20 protein-coding genes and 1 tRNA gene are annotated in these 17712 nt (G+C 42.6%); 7 read left to right on the forward strand and 14 right to left on the reverse strand.

Features of this window, described 5'->3' with window-relative positions; all coding sequences use genetic code 11:
* Nucleotides 1–77 precede the first annotated feature (77 nt).
* Nucleotides 78–1760: a GMC family oxidoreductase gene (locus LDM98_RS08325; RefSeq protein WP_223898948.1), complete on the reverse strand. Its 1683-nt coding sequence runs from the start codon at nt 1758–1760 to the stop codon at nt 78–80.
* Nucleotides 1757–2257 (reverse strand): gluconate 2-dehydrogenase subunit 3 family protein, encoded by a 501-nt coding sequence (locus tag LDM98_RS08330; RefSeq protein ID WP_223898949.1) that lies wholly within the window; start codon nt 2255–2257, stop codon nt 1757–1759. The genes LDM98_RS08325 and LDM98_RS08330 overlap by 4 nt, the downstream gene beginning before the upstream one ends.
* A 130-nt stretch (nt 2258–2387) precedes the next feature.
* On the opposite strand from LDM98_RS08330, the gene LDM98_RS08335 reads away from it, so the two are divergent.
* The 6 genes from LDM98_RS08335 (at nt 2388) to LDM98_RS08360 (ending at nt 5129) form a co-directional block, all read left to right on the forward strand.
* On the forward strand, nt 2388–2579 hold the full coding sequence (locus LDM98_RS08335; protein WP_223898950.1) for a hypothetical protein: 192 nt from the start codon (nt 2388–2390) through the stop codon (nt 2577–2579).
* Between the two features lie 105 nt (nt 2580–2684).
* On the forward strand, nt 2685–2873 hold the full coding sequence (locus LDM98_RS08340; protein WP_223898951.1) for a hypothetical protein: 189 nt from the start codon (nt 2685–2687) through the stop codon (nt 2871–2873).
* A 132-nt stretch (nt 2874–3005) separates the two neighbouring features.
* The gene (locus tag LDM98_RS08345; RefSeq protein ID WP_223898952.1) at nt 3006–3443 is read left to right on the forward strand and encodes a DoxX family protein; all 438 of its coding nucleotides are present in this window, start codon (nt 3006–3008) and stop codon (nt 3441–3443) included.
* Nucleotides 3444–3458: 15 nt separating this feature from the next.
* Complete coding sequence (locus tag LDM98_RS08350; protein WP_223898953.1) at nt 3459–3770, forward strand: hypothetical protein; 312 nt, start codon at nt 3459–3461, stop codon at nt 3768–3770.
* A 109-nt stretch (nt 3771–3879) separates the two neighbouring features.
* Nucleotides 3880–4389 (forward strand): hypothetical protein, encoded by a 510-nt coding sequence (locus LDM98_RS08355; RefSeq protein WP_223898954.1) that lies wholly within the window; start codon nt 3880–3882, stop codon nt 4387–4389.
* A complete protein-coding gene (locus LDM98_RS08360) occupies nt 4389–5129 on the forward strand; it encodes a ferredoxin-thioredoxin reductase catalytic domain-containing protein (RefSeq protein ID WP_223898955.1) in 741 nt (246 codons plus the stop codon). Before LDM98_RS08355 ends, LDM98_RS08360 begins: the two co-directional genes overlap by 1 nt.
* Before the next feature lie 278 nt (nt 5130–5407).
* On the opposite strand, the gene rplT is transcribed toward LDM98_RS08360, so the two are convergent.
* Entirely contained in the window at nt 5408–5764 is a 357-nt protein-coding gene (gene rplT / locus LDM98_RS08365) for a 50S ribosomal protein L20 (RefSeq protein ID WP_223898956.1), read from the reverse strand.
* A gap of 119 nt (nt 5765–5883) precedes the next feature.
* Nucleotides 5884–6075 carry a 50S ribosomal protein L35 gene (gene rpmI, locus LDM98_RS08370; protein ID WP_223898957.1) on the reverse strand — a complete coding sequence of 64 codons (192 nt, stop codon included), beginning with the start codon at nt 6073–6075 and terminating at the stop codon, nt 5884–5886.
* 162 nt (nt 6076–6237) lie between these two features.
* Between rpmI and LDM98_RS08375 the strand changes: the two genes are divergently transcribed.
* The gene (locus tag LDM98_RS08375; RefSeq protein WP_223898958.1) at nt 6238–9168 is read left to right on the forward strand and encodes a DNA mismatch repair protein; all 2931 of its coding nucleotides are present in this window, start codon (nt 6238–6240) and stop codon (nt 9166–9168) included.
* Nucleotides 9169–9349: 181 nt separating this feature from the next.
* Here LDM98_RS08375 and infC read toward each other — a convergent pair whose 3' ends face one another.
* From infC to LDM98_RS08425, 10 genes are all read right to left on the reverse strand, one after another.
* Entirely contained in the window at nt 9350–9898 is a 549-nt protein-coding gene (infC, locus tag LDM98_RS08380; protein WP_223898959.1) for a translation initiation factor IF-3, read from the reverse strand.
* Nucleotides 9895–11709: a threonine--tRNA ligase gene (thrS, locus tag LDM98_RS08385; protein ID WP_223898960.1), complete on the reverse strand. Its 1815-nt coding sequence runs from the start codon at nt 11707–11709 to the stop codon at nt 9895–9897. The genes infC and thrS overlap by 4 nt, the downstream gene beginning before the upstream one ends.
* A 120-nt stretch (nt 11710–11829) precedes the next feature.
* A complete protein-coding gene (locus tag LDM98_RS08390; RefSeq protein WP_223898961.1) occupies nt 11830–12258 on the reverse strand; it encodes a hypothetical protein in 429 nt (142 codons plus the stop codon).
* A gap of 137 nt (nt 12259–12395) precedes the next feature.
* A tRNA-Val gene (locus LDM98_RS08395) sits at nt 12396–12471 on the reverse strand.
* Between the two features lie 134 nt (nt 12472–12605).
* Nucleotides 12606–13241, reverse strand: coding sequence for a tetratricopeptide repeat protein (locus LDM98_RS08400; protein ID WP_223898962.1), 636 nt, complete (start codon nt 13239–13241; stop codon nt 12606–12608).
* A 27-nt stretch (nt 13242–13268) separates the two neighbouring features.
* Nucleotides 13269–14015, reverse strand: coding sequence for a diaminopimelate epimerase (dapF, locus tag LDM98_RS08405; protein WP_223898963.1), 747 nt, complete (start codon nt 14013–14015; stop codon nt 13269–13271).
* On the reverse strand, nt 14002–14595 hold the full coding sequence (gene coaE, locus LDM98_RS08410) for a dephospho-CoA kinase (protein WP_223898964.1): 594 nt from the start codon (nt 14593–14595) through the stop codon (nt 14002–14004). The genes dapF and coaE overlap by 14 nt, the downstream gene beginning before the upstream one ends.
* Nucleotides 14595–16268: a murein L,D-transpeptidase gene (locus LDM98_RS08415; protein ID WP_223898965.1), complete on the reverse strand. Its 1674-nt coding sequence runs from the start codon at nt 16266–16268 to the stop codon at nt 14595–14597. Before LDM98_RS08415 ends, coaE begins: the two co-directional genes overlap by 1 nt.
* A gap of 81 nt (nt 16269–16349) precedes the next feature.
* Nucleotides 16350–17474, reverse strand: a complete 1125-nt coding sequence (locus LDM98_RS08420; RefSeq protein WP_223898966.1) for an OprD family outer membrane porin — start codon at nt 17472–17474, stop codon at nt 16350–16352.
* A gap of 6 nt (nt 17475–17480) precedes the next feature.
* Nucleotides 17481–17711, reverse strand: a complete 231-nt coding sequence (locus tag LDM98_RS08425; protein ID WP_223898967.1) for a FeoA family protein — start codon at nt 17709–17711, stop codon at nt 17481–17483.
* Nucleotide 17712 lies beyond the last annotated feature (1 nt).

Here is a 17712-nt window from a genome sequence, read left to right on the forward strand (position 1 = left end):
TAAAAAATAAACATGCTTTTAAATGAAGCTTAACATGCCACCTCTCCTTGAAGCTCCAAAAGCACAAGCTTACTTGATCATGCATGACTTTTTAGTTCGCCTACAATGTGATCGGCTACCCGAAATGCATTGGCATAAATCGTCCAGGTATAGGCTACAGACCCCCCTGTAGGCATAAAACTCGCATCTGCAACATAGAGGTTCTTTACATCATGGGATCGGCAATATTTGTTCAGTACGGATGTTTTGGGATCGTTCCCAAAACGGCATCCTCCTGCAACCAGATTCTGCGGGGGCGCAGAAGAGATAGCAGAGTATATATTCTTAGCGCCCATCTCTTCGAGTATCCTTTCACACTTCTTTGCAATATAATTTCCTACCTTCAGATCTTGGGGATGTCCTTCCACACGCAGTTTGCCTACGGGCATACCGAACTTGTCTTTATGCACAGGATCCAACGAGACAAAACAGTTGTCGTTCGGTAGCCAGTCATTAAAGACTTCAAAACGTATACTTTTTTGCTCTGTAAAGCGAGACACCAAACGTTCTCCCAGCTCTTTACCCCATATCAGCTTACCGTCCTTATGATTGTTTTTCCGTGCACGAGTGATGATATTTTGATGTTCAAACATAAACTCAACGGACCCTCCTTTAAATTTACCATGCCACCAATGGTCTATAAAATACCAATCCAGTATCGATCGGTTGACAAAAAGTCCTGTTGTCATCAACGCTTCGAAATTGATATCTTTCAAAGAATCCTTATGCAGTTCTCCCTGACCGGAACCTCCCCCGGAAAAAATGAGGTTCTTACCTACTTCGCCGCTACTGTTCCCCAATCCATTTGGATGATGTGCATTGGCAGAATTGAGTAATAACCTTGCACTCTCATGTGCCTGGGCGGCCACGACAAAGATCTTGCCTTTGATCTTTTTCTCTTTGCCTGTCACTGTATCGACGACCACCGCATGACCTACCTCATCTTGTTTGTCTGTATGCAGATACTTGACATAGGTGTTACTCAGCAAGGTCAGGTTACCTGTAGCCAAAGCGGGTTTGAGAAGTGCCTCTCTCGAACTTCCCTTAGCCCCGGAGCTGCACCCATAGCTTCCGCAACGGTTGGAGTAATAACAGGCATTACGCCCCGGCTTGTCTTTTGAAAGTACCGCTCTTGGTGTCACGAGCGGCGTAATGTCAAGTGCTTGACAACTTTTGTCAAATAGCTTGACCACTGCATTTTCTTTGGTAGGAGGCTGGGTAAAACCTGCCGTACTCCGTGGTGGTTCAAAGGGATGTTTCTCGGCCTTACCCGAAATGCCTACCAGCTCTTCCGTCAGTGTATAATAGGGTTCCAGATCTTCATAAGAGATGGGCCAATCCGCCACATTGGCTCCTTCTATCTCACCATACTTGCTCTTCAGCCTGAAATCATCAGGGTGCATACGGTGCAGCATACCCGACATGAGGTTGGAAGAGCCTCCCACGATGTTCCCGTTCCAAAAACTCCAACCCGATTCATAGGTAGGCGTCGCTACCCACTCACCGTCTATTTTTTCTTCTATCGTATGGTACTCATCAAATAGGTTAGGCGTGACCAGATCTCTTCTGCAGTAAGCCAACTCATCTTTGGAGAATTCTTCACGCTTGATGAGCCGCCCTTTCTCTAGCACTGCTACTTTGTACCCTGCTTGACACAGCGTATAGGCTACAGCTCCGCCGCTTGCTCCTGAGCCGATGATAACAACATCATACATACTCATAACTCTATATATCTTGTTGTAGGCCTAGGGAGACCGCCGTACGAAGAGATCGCCTTCCACCCTGCTTCGTCAATGTTTGAACCATAGATCGGATCGCTAAAGAGTCCTTCCATGGTCAGAGTCATGATATGTGACAACCAATTACGGCCATAGTGTGTCTCCTCATAGGCACGCAGTGCCTTCTCTTTCTCTGACTCTGTCATAGATACAAATCTTCCTTTTTCACGTTTCTCCAGTTCTTTTGCCCCTTCAATGACAAAGGCTTTGATATCTTTATCAAAGCTCTGATGCATCATGGTTTCAAACAGGAATTCTGTGACCTTCATCGATCTGGAAGAAGGGAGTTTGCCGCCTTCAGGGAATAGATGCTCCTGTACAGCAGAGAGTGTCGGTGCTACCCGTTTAAATGCTTTCTCAAAATCACTGACCCCTTTTGCCTGCAGATAGGAAGAGAGTCCCAGAACGGAACCCAATATGAGAAATTTTCTTCTTTTCATTGCACACTCTTTACATTGATTTGTTCTTATTATACCTACCATCTGTGCACTTTGGGTGCAACAGACTACACATACCTTACACAAGTAGTATATTATACTGCAACTGTCAAAAAAATAGAAGGAGAAAGATATGCAAAAATTCATTGTGGGTGCGTTTATAGGATTGGCAATGCTTGCTTTTATCGGCTGTACAAAGAACAATACTGTAGAATCAGATACTAAATGCTCGACAAGCACCAAATGTGAAGGGACAACGAAATGTTCCGGAGACAGATCAAAAGCTGTGACGACAAAATGTGATGCCAGTAAGAAGTGCGGTTGATACATATTCTTACGCTCTTTAACTTAAGTGTTTTCTCATGGTGAGAGATCTTCCATAGAAAATGCACTTATGTTACTTTACACCATTATTTTAAAGGATAGAATGATGATAAAATTACTCTTTGGAGCACTACTGAGCTTGTCCCTGCTCACCCTTACCGGATGTGGTGAGAAAGAAAACACAAGCACGGAGTCTATGACAAAATGTGAAGCCGGAAAATGTGATAATGCGACGCAAAAATCGGAAGTACCTGCACAAAAGTGTAACGCAGATGCAAAAGATGTTGATAACTGATCTCTTCGCCCCTGTTCTCTATAAAACAAGAGGACAGGCTTCTTTTCCTCTACCCAATACACACAGCGTGCACATCTTTCATACTATACTTGCACTGTAACAACAAACATATTGTATATAAAGGAGTTACAAATGCTAAAAGGTATCTATCCTAACGCCAGAAATATATTAAGCAGGGGAAGAGATATTGCCTTACTGTTGGCCAGACTTACTATCGCCTATGGATTTTACAACCCAGCGATGCAAAAGTGGTCAGACATCTCAAGTGTTGGCGAGTGGTTTGGTACCCTGGGCATCCCCCTCCCTGCCTTGAATGCCTATCTGGCAGCCAGTACGGAACTGTTGGGAGTTGTATTATTAACATTGGGACTCTTTACAAGACTTATCTCATTGCCCCTTATAGTGATGATGGTCGTTGCCATTGTTACCGTACATATAGGCCATGGCTTTTCTGCAGGAGATAATGGGTTTGAAATTCCTTTATATTACATACTGTTTTTAGCCCTATTTGCTTCATTTGGAGCCGGAAAATTTAGCTTGGACCACCTTCTTTTTGGTGAAGAGCAATAACAGAAAGGATGAACCATGAAAACAACACTTCAATTAGGATTATTATATATCGGTGCTTTAGCTTTATCACTTACTTTGGCAACGGCTGAGGGGAAATACGAAGGTTCCCAACAAGGTATGATGAATAACGATGCTAAATGCGGAGATGCTCAAAAAGAGATGAAGGAAAAGCGCGAGACCTATCGAAAAGAGATGAAAGAAAAGAACGGAAAATGCGGGGAGTCACAAAAGGACATGATGGATAATGACGGAAAATGTAATGCTTCTATGAAACCAAAGCCTGCACCCACTAAAGGTAAATGCGGACAAGGTAAATGTGGGGACTAATCTACACATAACGCTTCTTTTTAAAGTCTCCTCTATCTCAGGGTATGGGAGATTTATCTTTCTTTTATAAATCATTGTATAATGTATCTATGAAGTCAAAAGGATACCTATGCGATACTTACTGATCATGCTTACACTCTTATTGTCTCTTACAGGATGTGAAGACAAGGAACAGCTTACCAAGAAACAGGCTGCACATGATGCCCAGATAGCACAACAGGCCAGAGCGGAACTGCTTGCTGAACTTGAGGCGGAAAAGCTGCGGAAACAGAAAGAGGCGCAAGAGAAAAATGAAACCAAGCTCACCAAGATGGGTGTCCGCATGGATGATGGCATTATTACCATCGATACAAATAAAACAAAAGAATTTTTCAGAGACTTCAATCAAAAGATGTCTGTACAAATGAAAAAGATCTCTGATGACCTCGAAAAAGGCATCATTGAGACCAAAGAAGCTGGAGTAGAAATGAATGAACAATATATTCATATCGATCTCAACCAAACCCAAAACCTGCTGCAGGAATGGGGAAAGAAAATGCAAATTTTTGTACAAGAGTTTGATGAAATGGCACGTACACTGGAAACTAATGCATCAAATACTACAGATAAAGGAATGTAATGCAACCGATAGATATGAACTCAGATGAATTTCAAGCCGAACTGGAGAAGACTTGGACCTTTGTAAAGAAGGTAAACAAGCAGTTCGGGTTTGTTCCCAACCCCAATGAAGAGGTCAATGAAGGTGTGGCGATGGGGCTTGCACGCAATAAACTCATTTATGGTAAGAGATTTTGTCCATGTTTTATGGTGATAGGAGAGACAAAAGAGGAACAAAAAGCTGCAGACAACCGTATCTGTCCATGTACACCTGCATTGGAAAAAGAGATCCCTGAAGACGGTACCTGTCACTGTGGGATCTTCTGTACACCGGAGTACGCCCAGGCACAAGCGCAACACGACGCCATAGAGGAAGTCGTGCATCAACACTCTGGGGGCTTAACGAAAGAACAGGCAGAGCTTCTTCTGAAAGAAGAACAGCTTGACGGAGATGAACTTGAAGCGCTCATAGAAGCAAAAAAACTGGGGATGATCGATTTTACCCTTGTGGACACAAGAGAATACATGGAGTACCAAATGGAACATATCGTAGGGACAGACAAACTTGTACCTACCTCACAGTTCTATGCAAAAATAGAAGAAGAACTCGCAGGGTTCAAGCAAAAACCTATCATCGTTTACTGTCACTCCGGAAGCAGAAGCTACCAGGTACAACACGCTATGAAAGGCTTGGGGTTCGAACACGTATGCAACCTCAGACCAGGGATCATCGGCTTTTCCGGTCAAACCCAAAGAGGATAACCGATATCCTATAAGGAGGATTTTCCCTCCTCCCGTAAAAGAGGCAGCCCTAATCCCTCAAAAAAATCAAAACTATGACACTATCCATAAGCCCACGACAGTCCCTTACGTTTTTTTCTTTTTGGTTACTTCTTTCTTTTTTTGTCGTAGTACAAAAAAGAAAAAGTGACAGAGAAAACTCAAGCCAATTCAATGTAACAATAAAAATAATTTAGGGAAATATTAAAAAGGGGATGAGGAGCCGAAACTCCTCAAGATATAGTTAACTAAAAAGTTAATTATTTAGCAATCGCAGCTTTTGAAGCCTCAGCTACTTTTGTAAAACTTTCAGGAGCATTCATTGCCATATCAGCAAGAATCTTTCTGTCAAGTTCGATGTTTGCAAGCTTAAGACCATGCATGAATGTTGAATAGTTCATTCCATTTAATCTTGTAGCCGCATTGATACGAACGATCCAGAGTCTTCTGAAATCTCTCTTTTTTTGTCTTCTATCTCTGTAAGCATATACTAATGAACGCTCGAGTTGTTCTTTCGCTTTTCTGAAGTGTTTTCTTCTACCGCTATAGAACCCTCTTGCTTGTTTTAATAGTCTTTTATGACGTCTGTGTCTTACAACACCAGTTTTTACTCTCATGGTTTTCCTTTACCTTATACTTGTACTGTAACTCTTCTGAGCCAGTTTTAGTAGGTGCCAAACATTCTCTCTGTTTGAACTTGCCCCTAATCGGGGGAATATTATCTATCAAAAGATGATTAGTTGATCATCTCTTTAATGTTTTTTGCATCAACAGGGTCAACGTACTTAGGACTTCTCATACTTCTGTGATGTTTACCATCAACTTTAGAAAGGATGTGACTTCTGAATGCCGTACCTCTTTTGATTTTGCCGCTTTTTTTCACTTTAAAACGCTTTACAGCGCCTTTAACACTTTTCATTTTTGGCATATGCTTACTCCCTTATGGATTTTTTCTACCAAACATACATTTAGTACAAAATGGGACGGTATTATACCCAAGTTATCTAAAAATTTTATAAATCCTTTCTCTACCGATATCTCTAACCCTATTTGTGTTAAAATCTATCTATTAAAAATGAGGGCGGGGCTAGTGGACAAAGTAACCGAAATACTTTCTCAAAAAAAGAAACTTTTAACAGAAATCTATTTTGATCTGCAACTGTATTTTGAAGAAAAATACGGGAAAGATGCCCTTGTCCTGATGGAGATCGGTACTTTTTTCGAAGTCTATGAAGTCAATAATGACGAGATGAAAGTAGGCAAAGCCAAAGAGATAGCCGAACTGCTGAACATCCAGCTCACACGCAAAAGTAAAGCTGTATTGGAAAACTCGGTTTCCAACCCTCTTCTTGCAGGTGTCCCTGCTGTCTCTTTAGACCGATATCTCTCCCGTCTCATCTCTACCAAAAAATATACGATCATCGTCGTCAAACAGAAAGGAGAGATGCCGAACATCAAACGGTATGTCTCCAACATCATCTCTCCGGGCACCAATTTTGAGTACCTCAGTGAACCCTCTGAAAACAACATTGTTTCTCTGCTCATAGATGAAAATGCTGGCATCTTCTCCGTAGGGTATGCTGCCATAGATGTGAGTACGGGTAAAACCATCTGCAACGAGATACACTCTACCCGCGATGACAAAACCTATGCACTGGATGAAGCGTTCAACCTTTTACAAACCTATACGACCTCAGAGGTCATCATCACGCTTGACAGTAAAGAGATAGACAAGGATTGGATCATTCACTATTTGGAACTCGAATCTCTGCACTACTCTCTCAATGCAAAACGTTTTAAAATACAATTTCAAAATGAGCTCTTTACCCGTGTCTTCAACATCAACTCTTTCCTTTCGAGCATTGAGTTTCTGGACCTTGAAAGACACCCTTATACCACAGAGTCTTTGGCGGTACTGATCGACTTTATCATCGAACATGATGAGAGTATTATAGAGAAGATGAACAAGCCGCAGTTCCTGGGAAATAACCGTTATATGTACATTGGCAACAATGCCATGGAACAGCTTTCCGTGATCTCTCGTGATCCTTCCGACATCACACTGCTTGATCTGATAGACAAAACCTCTACTGCTTTTGGAAAACGCCTTCTCAAAGAGCGCTTGCTCAACCCTATCTGCGATAAAGCACTGCTTGAGGCACGCTATAACCTTACAGAACTGTTACTGCCGAACATCAATCGTTTTGAAACACATTTAAAGCAGATCTATGACCTTGAGCGTATCACGCGGCGGATCAAACTGCGTAAACTGCACCCTGTAGAACTGACGTACATTGCTATGTCCCTGGACGCTATTCTCAAACTGCTTGACGATGCCCAGAGCAATGGCCTTGAGATAGAGGGCACCCTCTATGATGAAACCCGGGAGATGCTGAAAGTCTTACATGACACGTTTGAGCTGGATATCTGTGCCCGCTTCCGTATAGAACAGATCAATGACAACCTGTTTAAAGATGGCGTTTACCCTGCGATTGACACTATTGTCAAGCATCAGCAGAAAGAGGTCAACAAAATGGAAGATGTAGCCGCCCATGTTGAATCACTCTTTGAAAAAGATAAACTTTTTAGCGGTACGACCCAATATGCCACGGTGAGTTATTTGGAAAGCGAGGGGTACTTTCTCAACCTTACCAAAAACCGTTTTACCCTCATAGAGAAGTCTCTTAAAGACTCTTTCGTGACCATTGACAACGAGCATCACTTCTTTAAAGACTTTCATTATAAATACTTAAAAAATGCCGTTAAAGTACAGGCCCCTCTCTTTGAAGAGATCACAAGAAACTATGAAGCATCACAGGTCAAACTTGTTTCCCTTGTCAAACAGCGCTATATAGAGAGTCTTGATCTGCTTGAGAACAGGTTCTCTTTACTGCTTGACAAATTGATCGTTTTTATAGCGGATATCGATGTCGCGATCTCCAATGCCAAATGCACTAAAACGTTGAATCTCTCCCGTCCAATCATCGAAGAGGGAAATTTTTACGAAGCAACGGCATTGCGTCATCCCATTATAGAGTCCAATGACGAACGCGGTATCTATGTACCCAATGATGTTTTTTTGGGAGAGAACAATGGGACTACCCACAACCATATCACCCTCAATGCCAGTGATGGGGAAGATGTTCTGGGCACGCTTCTGTACGGGATCAACTCTTCAGGGAAATCCTCATTGATGAAAAGTATAGGGATCTCAGTGGTCCTGGCGCAGGCCGGTTTTTTTGTACCGGCATTGGAACTTCGTTTTGGGCTCTATGACAAACTCTTTACACGGATCGTTTCACAAGACAACCTTTACAAAGGATTGTCAACCTTCGCAGTAGAGATGTTGGAGCTCAAAAATATCTTCAACCGTGCGAATGAGCGCTCTTTGGTCTTAGGTGATGAGATAAGCCAGGGGACAGAAACAGAATCTGCGCTTGCGATCGTTTCAAGTGCGATACTCAAGCTGATCTCATTGAGATCGACCTTTATCTTTGCTACGCACCTGCATCAGCTGGGAAGCATCCCTCAGCTGCAGAACATGAAACATCTTATCTTCCTGCATTTGGGGATCAAGTATGATGCAAGCAATGATACCCTCATCTATAACCGTGTCCTGCAGTTAGGTATGGGAGACAGTCTTTACGGACTTGAATTTGCAAAATCACTCCATATGGACAGTGAATTTCTCAACATGGCACAAACCATACGGGAAGATCTGAACCACGGCGGAAGCGACATGAAAAAACTGCGCAGACAAAAAAGCAGTAAATACAACAAAGACCTTTACCTCAGTAAGTGTGCCTTATGTGAAGAGAGTGTAGAAGATGTGCATCATATCGCTGAACAGAAGCATGCAAATCAGGAAGGACAGATCGACCACTTCCACAAAAACCATAAGTACAACCTCATCCCCCTGTGCAAAGACCATCACAATCTGGTACATGAAGGAAAGATCAATATTTCTGGATTTGTGATGACAAGTGAAGGATTAAAATTGCACTATGAGATCAAGAGCTAAAGCTCAGTGCATGTGAGGAACTAAATTCCGAATCGTACAAAGAGTAACATAAACCAAAATAGGTTTAGAGTGTATGAGGTTTGCCTGCAGGAAATGCCCTTGGGTATGCTAGCGATTTAACGCTGTACTAAGAGTACAGCGTTAAATATCTATCGAAAGGTTGTGTGCTAGAAACTTATTTTTATTTCTTTTGAGGTGTCACGTACATGTTGATGTAACGTCCCTCTTGTGTAGGTTTGCTTTCCAGGTTTCCGATATCTTCCAGCATAGGCCAAACACGGTTAAGCACATCTACGCCCCATTCAGGGTTTGCCATCTCACGTCCTCTAAGGAAGACACGAAGTTTTACATGTTTCCCTTTCTCCAAGAACTCTCTGGCATGTTTCACTTTATATGCTATGTCATTTTCAGCGATCTTACAAGAAAATTTTACTTCTTTGACATCTATCGTCTTTTGGTTCTTTCTTGCTTCTTTTTTCTTTTTCTCAAGTTCGTATTTGTGTTTGCCGTAATCCATGATCTTCGCAACAGGAGGTTTAGCATCAGGGGACATGAGCACAAGGTCTAGACCTTTCTCTTCAGCTATTTGCAGTGCTTCTGACTTAGAAATGATACCAAGCTGTTCGCCGTCATCACTGAGGACTCTAAGTTCATTCGCTCTGATAGCGTCATTCATAATGACATCATCACCTTTTTTTCTGCCTCTGTTTCTATCGTTTTGTTTACTCAAATTTTACCTTCTTGAAGTTGTTGTGTTAATTTTACCATAAATTCTTCTTGCGTAAGATTATACTGTTCTTTGGCTCTTCTGTCACGAATTGCGACCGTTTTATTTGCCACTTCTTCATCACCGATGATCACTACGTACGGTACACGCTGCTTTTCTGCGTTACGTACACGTTTGTTGAGAGAATCATTTTTGTCATAGACTTCAGCATCCATTCCCTCTTGAACCAATCTTTTCTTAAGCGCATAGGCGTACTCTGCATGCGTATCGGCGATAGGAACAAAGATGACCTGTACAGGAGCCAAAAAGAACGGAAACTCTCCTGCATAATGCTCTGTAAGGATACCGATAAAACGTTCAAATGATCCCAGGATCGCTCTATGTATCATCACCGGTTTCTTACGTGTATTGTCATCTGCAACATACTCTACCTCAAAACGTTCAGGAAGGTTAAAATCTACCTGTATCGTACCACACTGCCATTTACGCCCAATAGCATCCGTGATCTTGATATCGATCTTAGGACCATAAAATGCACCCCCGCCTTCATCGATGGTAAAAGGCAGGTTGTTGCCGTTCAGTGCATCTTTGAGTCCTTGTGTCGCCAATTCCCATACAGAATCATCACCGATCGCTTTTTCCGGCTTGGTTGCGACTTCCATCGTATACTCAAAGCCAAACAGTTTCATCACTGAATCCACGAACTCTACGACGTCAAGTACTTCAGCAGCGATCTGGTTTGCTTCACAGAAGATATGTGCATCATCCTGGGTAAATTCACGTACACGAAGCAGCCCGTGCAATACCCCTGACTTTTCATGACGGTGTACCACCCCGTACTCATAATAACGCAACGGAAGATCACGATAACTTTTCGGTGTCTGTTTAAAGACCTGGATATGTCCCAAACAGTTCATCGGCTTGATACCATACTCCTGTTCATCGATCGTAGTAAGATACATATTTTCACCATAACATGCATAGTGCCCAGAGATCCTCCACATATCCGCTTTCAGGATCTCCGGTCCACGTACGGGTTCATACCCGCGCGTAAGGTGTGCTTTGTGCAGGATACTCTCCAGTTTGTAGCGGAGTTTTGCCCCTTTTGGCATCCAGAACGGAAGTCCCGGACCTGCTGCATCATTGAACATAAAGAGTTCCATCTCGTGACCTATCTTTCTATGGTCACGTTTTTTAGCCTCTTCAAGCATCTCCAAATGCGCTTTCAGCGCTTCTTTGTCTGCAAAAGCCACACCGTAGATACGCGTGAGCATCTCCGCCTTTTCATCACCGCCAAGGTATGCCCCTGCGACACGTGTCAGTTTGAAGTTATGCAGGAAACGGAGTGCCGGTACGTGAGGTCCACGACACAGGTCTTCAAAATCACCCTGCTTATAGACAGAGAGCGTATCATCCTCGATACGAGACATGACCTTTTGTTTCAGATCATCATCTGCGAACTTTTCCATCGCTTCGGCTTTGCTCATTTCGTACTTTTCGATCTTGTACTTTTTCTTGATGAGCTCTTTCATCTTCTTTTCGATCGTTTTAAGATCATTCTCACCTATTTGCTGGTCGACCCTGAAGTCATAGTAGAAACCTTCATCTACCACTGGACCTACAAAGAACTGTGAGTTAGGATAAAGTTCTGTGATGGCCTGGGCCATAAGGTGTGCAGTCGAGTGACGTATGATCTCCAAAGAAGCCTCAGAATTGTCATACTCTATAGGTGTTGCCGTACAGTTCTCCCCTGCACTCTGTGTATCAATAATATTGCCCTGGTCATCTATGTAACCGATAAGATTTTCACTCAAATTAACCCTTTGTGTTATCGCCGCCTACAATGCAGCGTTAAAATGCGGCTATTATAGCCAAAAGTTGGATAGAAAGAAATTAATGGCAAAAAGAGACCGGTCTTTCTCTCAGGCACACCCTTAATCATTCAATATTTTTACCAGTCCCATGGGAGCATAGGCAGCCATGGGGCCACCTGCTACCCATTTTTTCATTGCAAGTTTTCCCCTTAGCGCATAATTGCTTCCCTCGTCCGTGTCTCTTATTTCATCGCAATATTTTAATAATTCCTCGGCCTGTTCCATGTCATTGTCCGTAAAATTCTTTAACAGATAGTGTGTGCGTATTTTGAGTATATCTTTTTCGTTGAGGTGGTAGGCTTGTGCAATATAATCCATCACTCCCATAAAGTAGCCAAAGATCATTGCATATTTGTTCTTGTCGTCAAGCAGGAAAGGGTTATTCATTTTTGGCATAGCTAGAGAAGCCTCCGTAAAGGCACTCAACTCTTCATATATTTTTTCATAAGGTACTGTATCTTTCGTTTTTAGAAAGTCAAATAGTCCCAAAACAACCCCTGTCTAACAATTTAATATAGAAACTATAGCATAAAAACGTCAAATTATATCAAATAATATTGCGTAATACAAAATAATTATCAAGATGTGAAGTTAAGAAAAGTTTTGAAAATGATAAATTTAATGAGTGGTGATCACGATTGGGCTCGAACCAACGACTTCTTCCATGTCAAGGAAGTACTCTACCAACTGAGTTACGCGATCATTAAATAAAACGCAATCGCAACAAAGTCACGATTACTACGCTCATGCTGAGTTTCCTTCAGCAGGAAGCTCAAAACGCTGGCGTTATTTACAGGTTGAAAGTATAGCCAACTGATACTTAAAAATGGGGCGGCTTAGTCTTCGCAGACCCAGGCGCTCTCCGAACAGAGTCTGTCGAGATATTCACTTGCTTCGCTTTTCCCTGAGATCAATGCTTTTTTAAAGTTGTCATACGCCTTCATTTTATCATGCGTGATACCTTCTCCCCATGCATACAGTACTGCTACATTGACCTGTGCAGCATTGTCGCCCAGACCCGCAGCTTTCTGGAAAAGTTCAAAGGCCTTTTGCTGGTCCTGATTTACGCCTTTGCCTTCCATATACAAAGCAGCAAGATTGTTATAGGCCTGTACAATACCTGATTCTATGGCTTTCTCATACCAGTATCGTGCTTTTTCATAACCATGGGCATCGGTTTCTCCGGCACTGTGATAGAGTTGTGCCAAGTTGTACTGCGCGGGGCCGTTGCCTTGTTTTGCCGCTTTTTCATACCATGTCTTCGCTTTGTCAAGGTCTTTCTGGACCCCTTTTCCGTTGGCATAAATAAGGCCGACATTGTACTGTGCTTTTGCATCATCTTTTTTGGCCAATTCATAAAAAGTATTCAATGCTTTGATGTAGCCGCCGTTGTTGTAGTCTTCTACCGCCTGATTGAAATCATTGGAGAAAAGCGTGACCGTAGCGATAATAAAAATAGATAAAACTTTCATAATTTCCTCTTTAAACTAACAGATACATTATATCAGGGTCTCAGCAACAAATGTCTTAGTTACCTTGCCGCCAAATCTGTACACACCCTCTTCATAGCTCACATAGAGTTCCTCCCCGCTTGTAGGATACACTTTCATCTTATCAGAGACTTTACCCTCTTTATGACAACGTATAAAACATGCGACCATCCCTGTCCCACAGGCCAAGGTTTCATCTTCCACACCACGCTCGTAGGTGCGGACATAGAGTGCATCATCTTTGACGGTACAGATATCCACATTCGCATTATATTTGTGACGCAAAATACGTGCCTCTTCTATGTTGAACTCATCTATATCGTCTCTCACGGCTACGAGATGAGGCACACCCGAATTGATCAGCCACCAATTTTCACCATACTCTTCTATCTCTTTGCTGATGATCTCCGGAGGGACCATGTCACTCACCACATAAAGGCCATTGATGGTGGCACGTATCACGCCTGCACCGGTGAGGAACTCTGCTTTATTGTCTTTGGCGATGCCTTTTTCCAGTGCAAAGTGGGCTACCGCTCTACTTGCATTACCGCACATATCTGCAACACTTCCGTCTGCATTGTAGAATTCCCATTCAAAATCATATTCGGGGTGTGGCAACACCACTACAAGACCATCTGCTCCTACACCATTTTGTCTATGGCAGAGTTTTTTGGCAAGTTCTGATCTATCGGCCTTCTTTTGTGCCACAAACATTACAAAATCATTGCCGCTGGCCGAATATTTAGTCACTGTCATAAAGTATCTCCTCTTTTACGCGTTCACATTCTTTTTCTAATTGTGTAAGTGTACCACTATTATCTATAACATAGGTAGCCCGTTTACGTTTTTCTTCGACAGGGATTTGTGCCTGTATACGATTGAGTGCCTCTTCTTTCGTATACCCTTCCCTCTGCATCAGGCGTTCAAGCTGTTGTGCTTCTGTTGTATAGACCACGAGCGATTTTTTGATAGGGTAGCGTTCATTTTCAAAAAAGAGGGGAATATCAATAAAATAGGGTTTCCCCAATTTGTCCTGTTCGGTGGAGAGACGTTCGATCTCATCATAGATCAGCGGATGGAGCAGTGCTTCAAGTGCTTTACGCTTCGTGTGGTCGGAAAAGACCATGGCTCCCAAAGCCTTTCTGTCCACCTTCCCCTCATCTACCAACGATTCACCGAATTTCTCAGCGATCGCCTGATGCTGTTCATCCAGTATCTTGTGGGCGATCTTGTCGGCATCTATGATATGAAACCCGGAAGCTTCAAGAAGCTTTACAGTCGTACTTTTCCCCGTCGCGATACTTCCTGTGAGGGCGATAGCATACTTAAAAGCCATTACCATTTTCTGTAAGACTGAAGTTGCATATGGTCATACCCGTAGATATCATTTCTAAACTGCAGCACGCCATCGTAATCTACATAAGCGGTCAGATACACCACATCTACAGGAACTTTCTCTGTTAAGCTCAAAAACTCTTTTCTTGTGCCCTTGAGCCTCTCCTGTGCCTTCTCAAAGTCTATCGTCTCATTAAAGGTAGAGAATGTTTCCAGCAACTCTATGGGTTTAGAAAGACGGATACACCCGTGACTGAAGGCCCTTACATTACGTTCAAAAAGATTTTTTGCCGGTGTATCATGCATATAAACAGAAAACTGGTTTGGAAAAAGAAATTTCACTTTTCCCAGGGCATTATGATACCCCGGTGTCTGCGCAAAACGGTACGGCACGGTTTTGCTGTAACGGTACTGCCCCCAGTTTACAGAACTTGCACGCACTTTCTCGGCATCTGGTCCCCACCCTGTATAGATCTCTATTTTCTCTTTTGCCATGGCATGGGGATCTCTAAATATCTTGGGGATCATCTCTTTTTGGATAATGCTCTTGGGTACGTTCCAATGCGGATTCAGTACAATGGTTCGTACGGTATTGGAGAATACCGGTGTAGGATTTTTTCTTGTTCCTGTGATCACTTCCATCTGTAGGCGCAACGCGTTATCTTCTTCAAAAAAGAGTGTAAATGCAGGGATATTAATGATGATGTGCCGTTTTGCATTGCGTTCATGAAGCCATTTGATACGATCAAGATTCAAACGTATCTGTTCAATACGTTTTTCGATCGGTACATTGAGCGCTGCCATGGTCTTTGTCCCGATGATACCTTCATCTTCCAAACCATGACGTTTTTGAAAATGCACAATAGCCTCTTTTAAACAGCTATCATACCTGTACTCTTCCCTGCTGTTACATCTGCCATAATCTCCTGTGATACGCAGTCTCTCTCTCAAAAGAGGAACGATATCATGGGATTCACCCGGTTTGAGGACACCTTTAAACGCTATGATCGGCCATCCGCCACTTTTTTGCATCTCCTGGTATTTGATGAGTGATGTCTGAAGTGCTTTATAGTGGTACTCTTTGGGTGCTGCCTGAGCGAACAATTCTGATAAACTACCGCTCATTGCTGCCGTTTCAAGAAGTGAAAGTGGACCAAACCCAGGTCTGTACGTCACCCATCCTGCATATATACCCTGTGCTTTCAGATTGTAAAGTCTATCTTGAAATGCACCCCAGTTAATACTGCCGTACAGCGTATAGTCAGCATACCCTTTATAGAGTTGTGAGATTTTAAATTCGAGATCTACTTTTTGGGACAAGGTGCCATTTGAACTGTAAATATCTTGGGCTTTTTGCTCCAAACGGAGCGCATCCTGATAGAGTTTGGAGGTCGTATCGAGCGTTTTATCCTGTGTGATCTGTCTAAAAAGTTCTTGGCTGAAGGAAGAGACAGAATCCTCATCTATCCAGAGAGGCACGAAGAAAAGCCGTGTATAGAGTTGTTTTAAAAAACTATTTGAAGGTTGGGTCTGCAGCGAATTGATCATCACCGTTGAGGCAGCTTCATGAAATTCCAAATGGGTATTTGCATTGGCACCTGAGGTGAACATAAAAGCAGCAATAAGTCCAAAGCGTAGAGATAGATCTCTGAGTATCTGTTTAATTCTTTTCATTGACCTTCCATTTTATCTTGATCTGACATGAGTATATCAAAAAATTATACCAAAACAGTTTTCACCTGAAAGAAGTGTGATCTAAAAAAAGTAATTGACAAACATCCTGAGGTTTTGAAAAGAGAGATCTCCATTTTGGACATCAGAGAAGATAGCTGAAAAGTTGACAGAATCACTATACGCATAGCCCATCCCAATGTCATATTCTCGTGCACGGGTTTGATCTCCTGTATGGGCATCTATATTTGCTGTAAAATGCAATCCTTCAGCTCCTACGGCAGAGGCATCCCATGATATGGTATAGAGCAGGGTCTCTCCATCCGGTCCTTCTTCTCTAAGGGTATTATGTTCTGCATTGGTGAAGAACGGCCCACCGCCAAAGAAGTTGTCTGCGGCACTGCCTTTGACTTTATTGTAGGCGATCGTTGTTGTCAGTCCTGCCTTTTTAAGACCAAAAGATGCTGCTGCACCATAAATCGCTGCACTCTCTGCATTATCATAATCTTGAAAGGCATATTGAAGTGCAGCACCGTAAATAAAGCTATCGGTTTCCTCTTCGTAATTGGCTTCGAAATAGCTTATTTTAACTTCATCCTTCAAGTGATAGAACCATCCGGATAGTATCATTTTGCTCACACCTTCATAGGTGATACCCAGTATTTGCATGCCCTTATTCGCATTGACATCACTAAATGTACCCGGTGTTTCACTGTCAACACCTGACCATTTTTGTACATGTGAAAGAAATATCGTTGTATCTTTGAGTGAGGTATCGAGCAGCGTCAAAGCCTCAAAGGTATTAGGGACCATCCCTATATCGTCACTGTCGGCAAAAGGCGTATCAAAACTCTGTCGTCCTACAACCAGTTTCGTATCGGAGAGTGTGCCTTTCAAGTAGGCTTCACCCAAGATGGCATAATCTTCATTGTTCTTATCAAAAAAAGGGATGCCTTCAAACCCCTCTTCTCCATTACCCTGGGAAGTAAAAAGTGTTGCACCTGCCTGTAGACCATGGTAAGGTGCTGTTTCAAAATGCAGTTTCAGACCTAGTGCAAATTCCGTCTCTGTGTTATCTTCCGCTTTATGGCTTTGATACCCCAGCCTAACCATGCCATCACTCTGCGTATTGGATAACGCATGCCCAAGAGTCTCTGCATAAAGAGGCATACCCATGATCAACAGAATATAGACTATTCTCTTTTTCACGGGATATTAATGCTCTATTTGCTCTACTTCTATTTTGCCTGCTTCAACTGCACGCAATGCGATCAGTGTTGAACCTACTTCTATCTCCATCGTCTGCTTGGCAATGGAACACCCTTTGACAAAAAGGATTTCACCGCGCATCACGCCAAATGAGGTCAGCCTGTCTTTTAAAGCCTTGTCTGCATGTACCTGTATGATCTCAGCTTTATCACCTTTATGTAATTCACTCAATACCATC

The sequence above is a fragment of the Sulfurovum sp. TSL1 genome, assembly GCF_019972135.1.
Lineage (GTDB): Bacteria > Campylobacterota > Campylobacteria > Campylobacterales > Sulfurovaceae > Sulfurovum.

Coding starts and splice junctions, on each gene's coding strand:
- LDM98_RS08325 (WP_223898948.1), bottom strand. CDS start 1,760: ATGAGTATGTATGATGTTGTTATCATCGGCTCAGGAGCAAGCGGCGGA.
- LDM98_RS08330 (WP_223898949.1), bottom strand. CDS start 2,257: ATGAAAAGAAGAAAATTTCTCATATTGGGTTCCGTTCTGGGACTCTCT.
- LDM98_RS08335 (WP_223898950.1), top strand. CDS start 2,388: ATGCAAAAATTCATTGTGGGTGCGTTTATAGGATTGGCAATGCTTGCT.
- LDM98_RS08340 (WP_223898951.1), top strand. CDS start 2,685: ATGATAAAATTACTCTTTGGAGCACTACTGAGCTTGTCCCTGCTCACC.
- LDM98_RS08345 (WP_223898952.1), top strand. CDS start 3,006: ATGCTAAAAGGTATCTATCCTAACGCCAGAAATATATTAAGCAGGGGA.
- LDM98_RS08350 (WP_223898953.1), top strand. CDS start 3,459: ATGAAAACAACACTTCAATTAGGATTATTATATATCGGTGCTTTAGCT.
- LDM98_RS08355 (WP_223898954.1), top strand. CDS start 3,880: ATGCGATACTTACTGATCATGCTTACACTCTTATTGTCTCTTACAGGA.
- LDM98_RS08360 (WP_223898955.1), top strand. CDS start 4,389: ATGCAACCGATAGATATGAACTCAGATGAATTTCAAGCCGAACTGGAG.
- rplT (WP_223898956.1), bottom strand. CDS start 5,764: ATGAGAGTAAAAACTGGTGTTGTAAGACACAGACGTCATAAAAGACTA.
- rpmI (WP_223898957.1), bottom strand. CDS start 6,075: ATGCCAAAAATGAAAAGTGTTAAAGGCGCTGTAAAGCGTTTTAAAGTG.
- LDM98_RS08400 (WP_223898962.1), bottom strand. CDS start 13,241: ATGAAAGTTTTATCTATTTTTATTATCGCTACGGTCACGCTTTTCTCC.
- dapF (WP_223898963.1), bottom strand. CDS start 14,015: ATGACAGTGACTAAATATTCGGCCAGCGGCAATGATTTTGTAATGTTT.
- coaE (WP_223898964.1), bottom strand. CDS start 14,595: ATGGCTTTTAAGTATGCTATCGCCCTCACAGGAAGTATCGCGACGGGG.
- LDM98_RS08415 (WP_223898965.1), bottom strand. CDS start 16,268: ATGAAAAGAATTAAACAGATACTCAGAGATCTATCTCTACGCTTTGGA.
- LDM98_RS08425 (WP_223898967.1), bottom strand. CDS start 17,711: ATGGTATTGAGTGAATTACATAAAGGTGATAAAGCTGAGATCATACAG.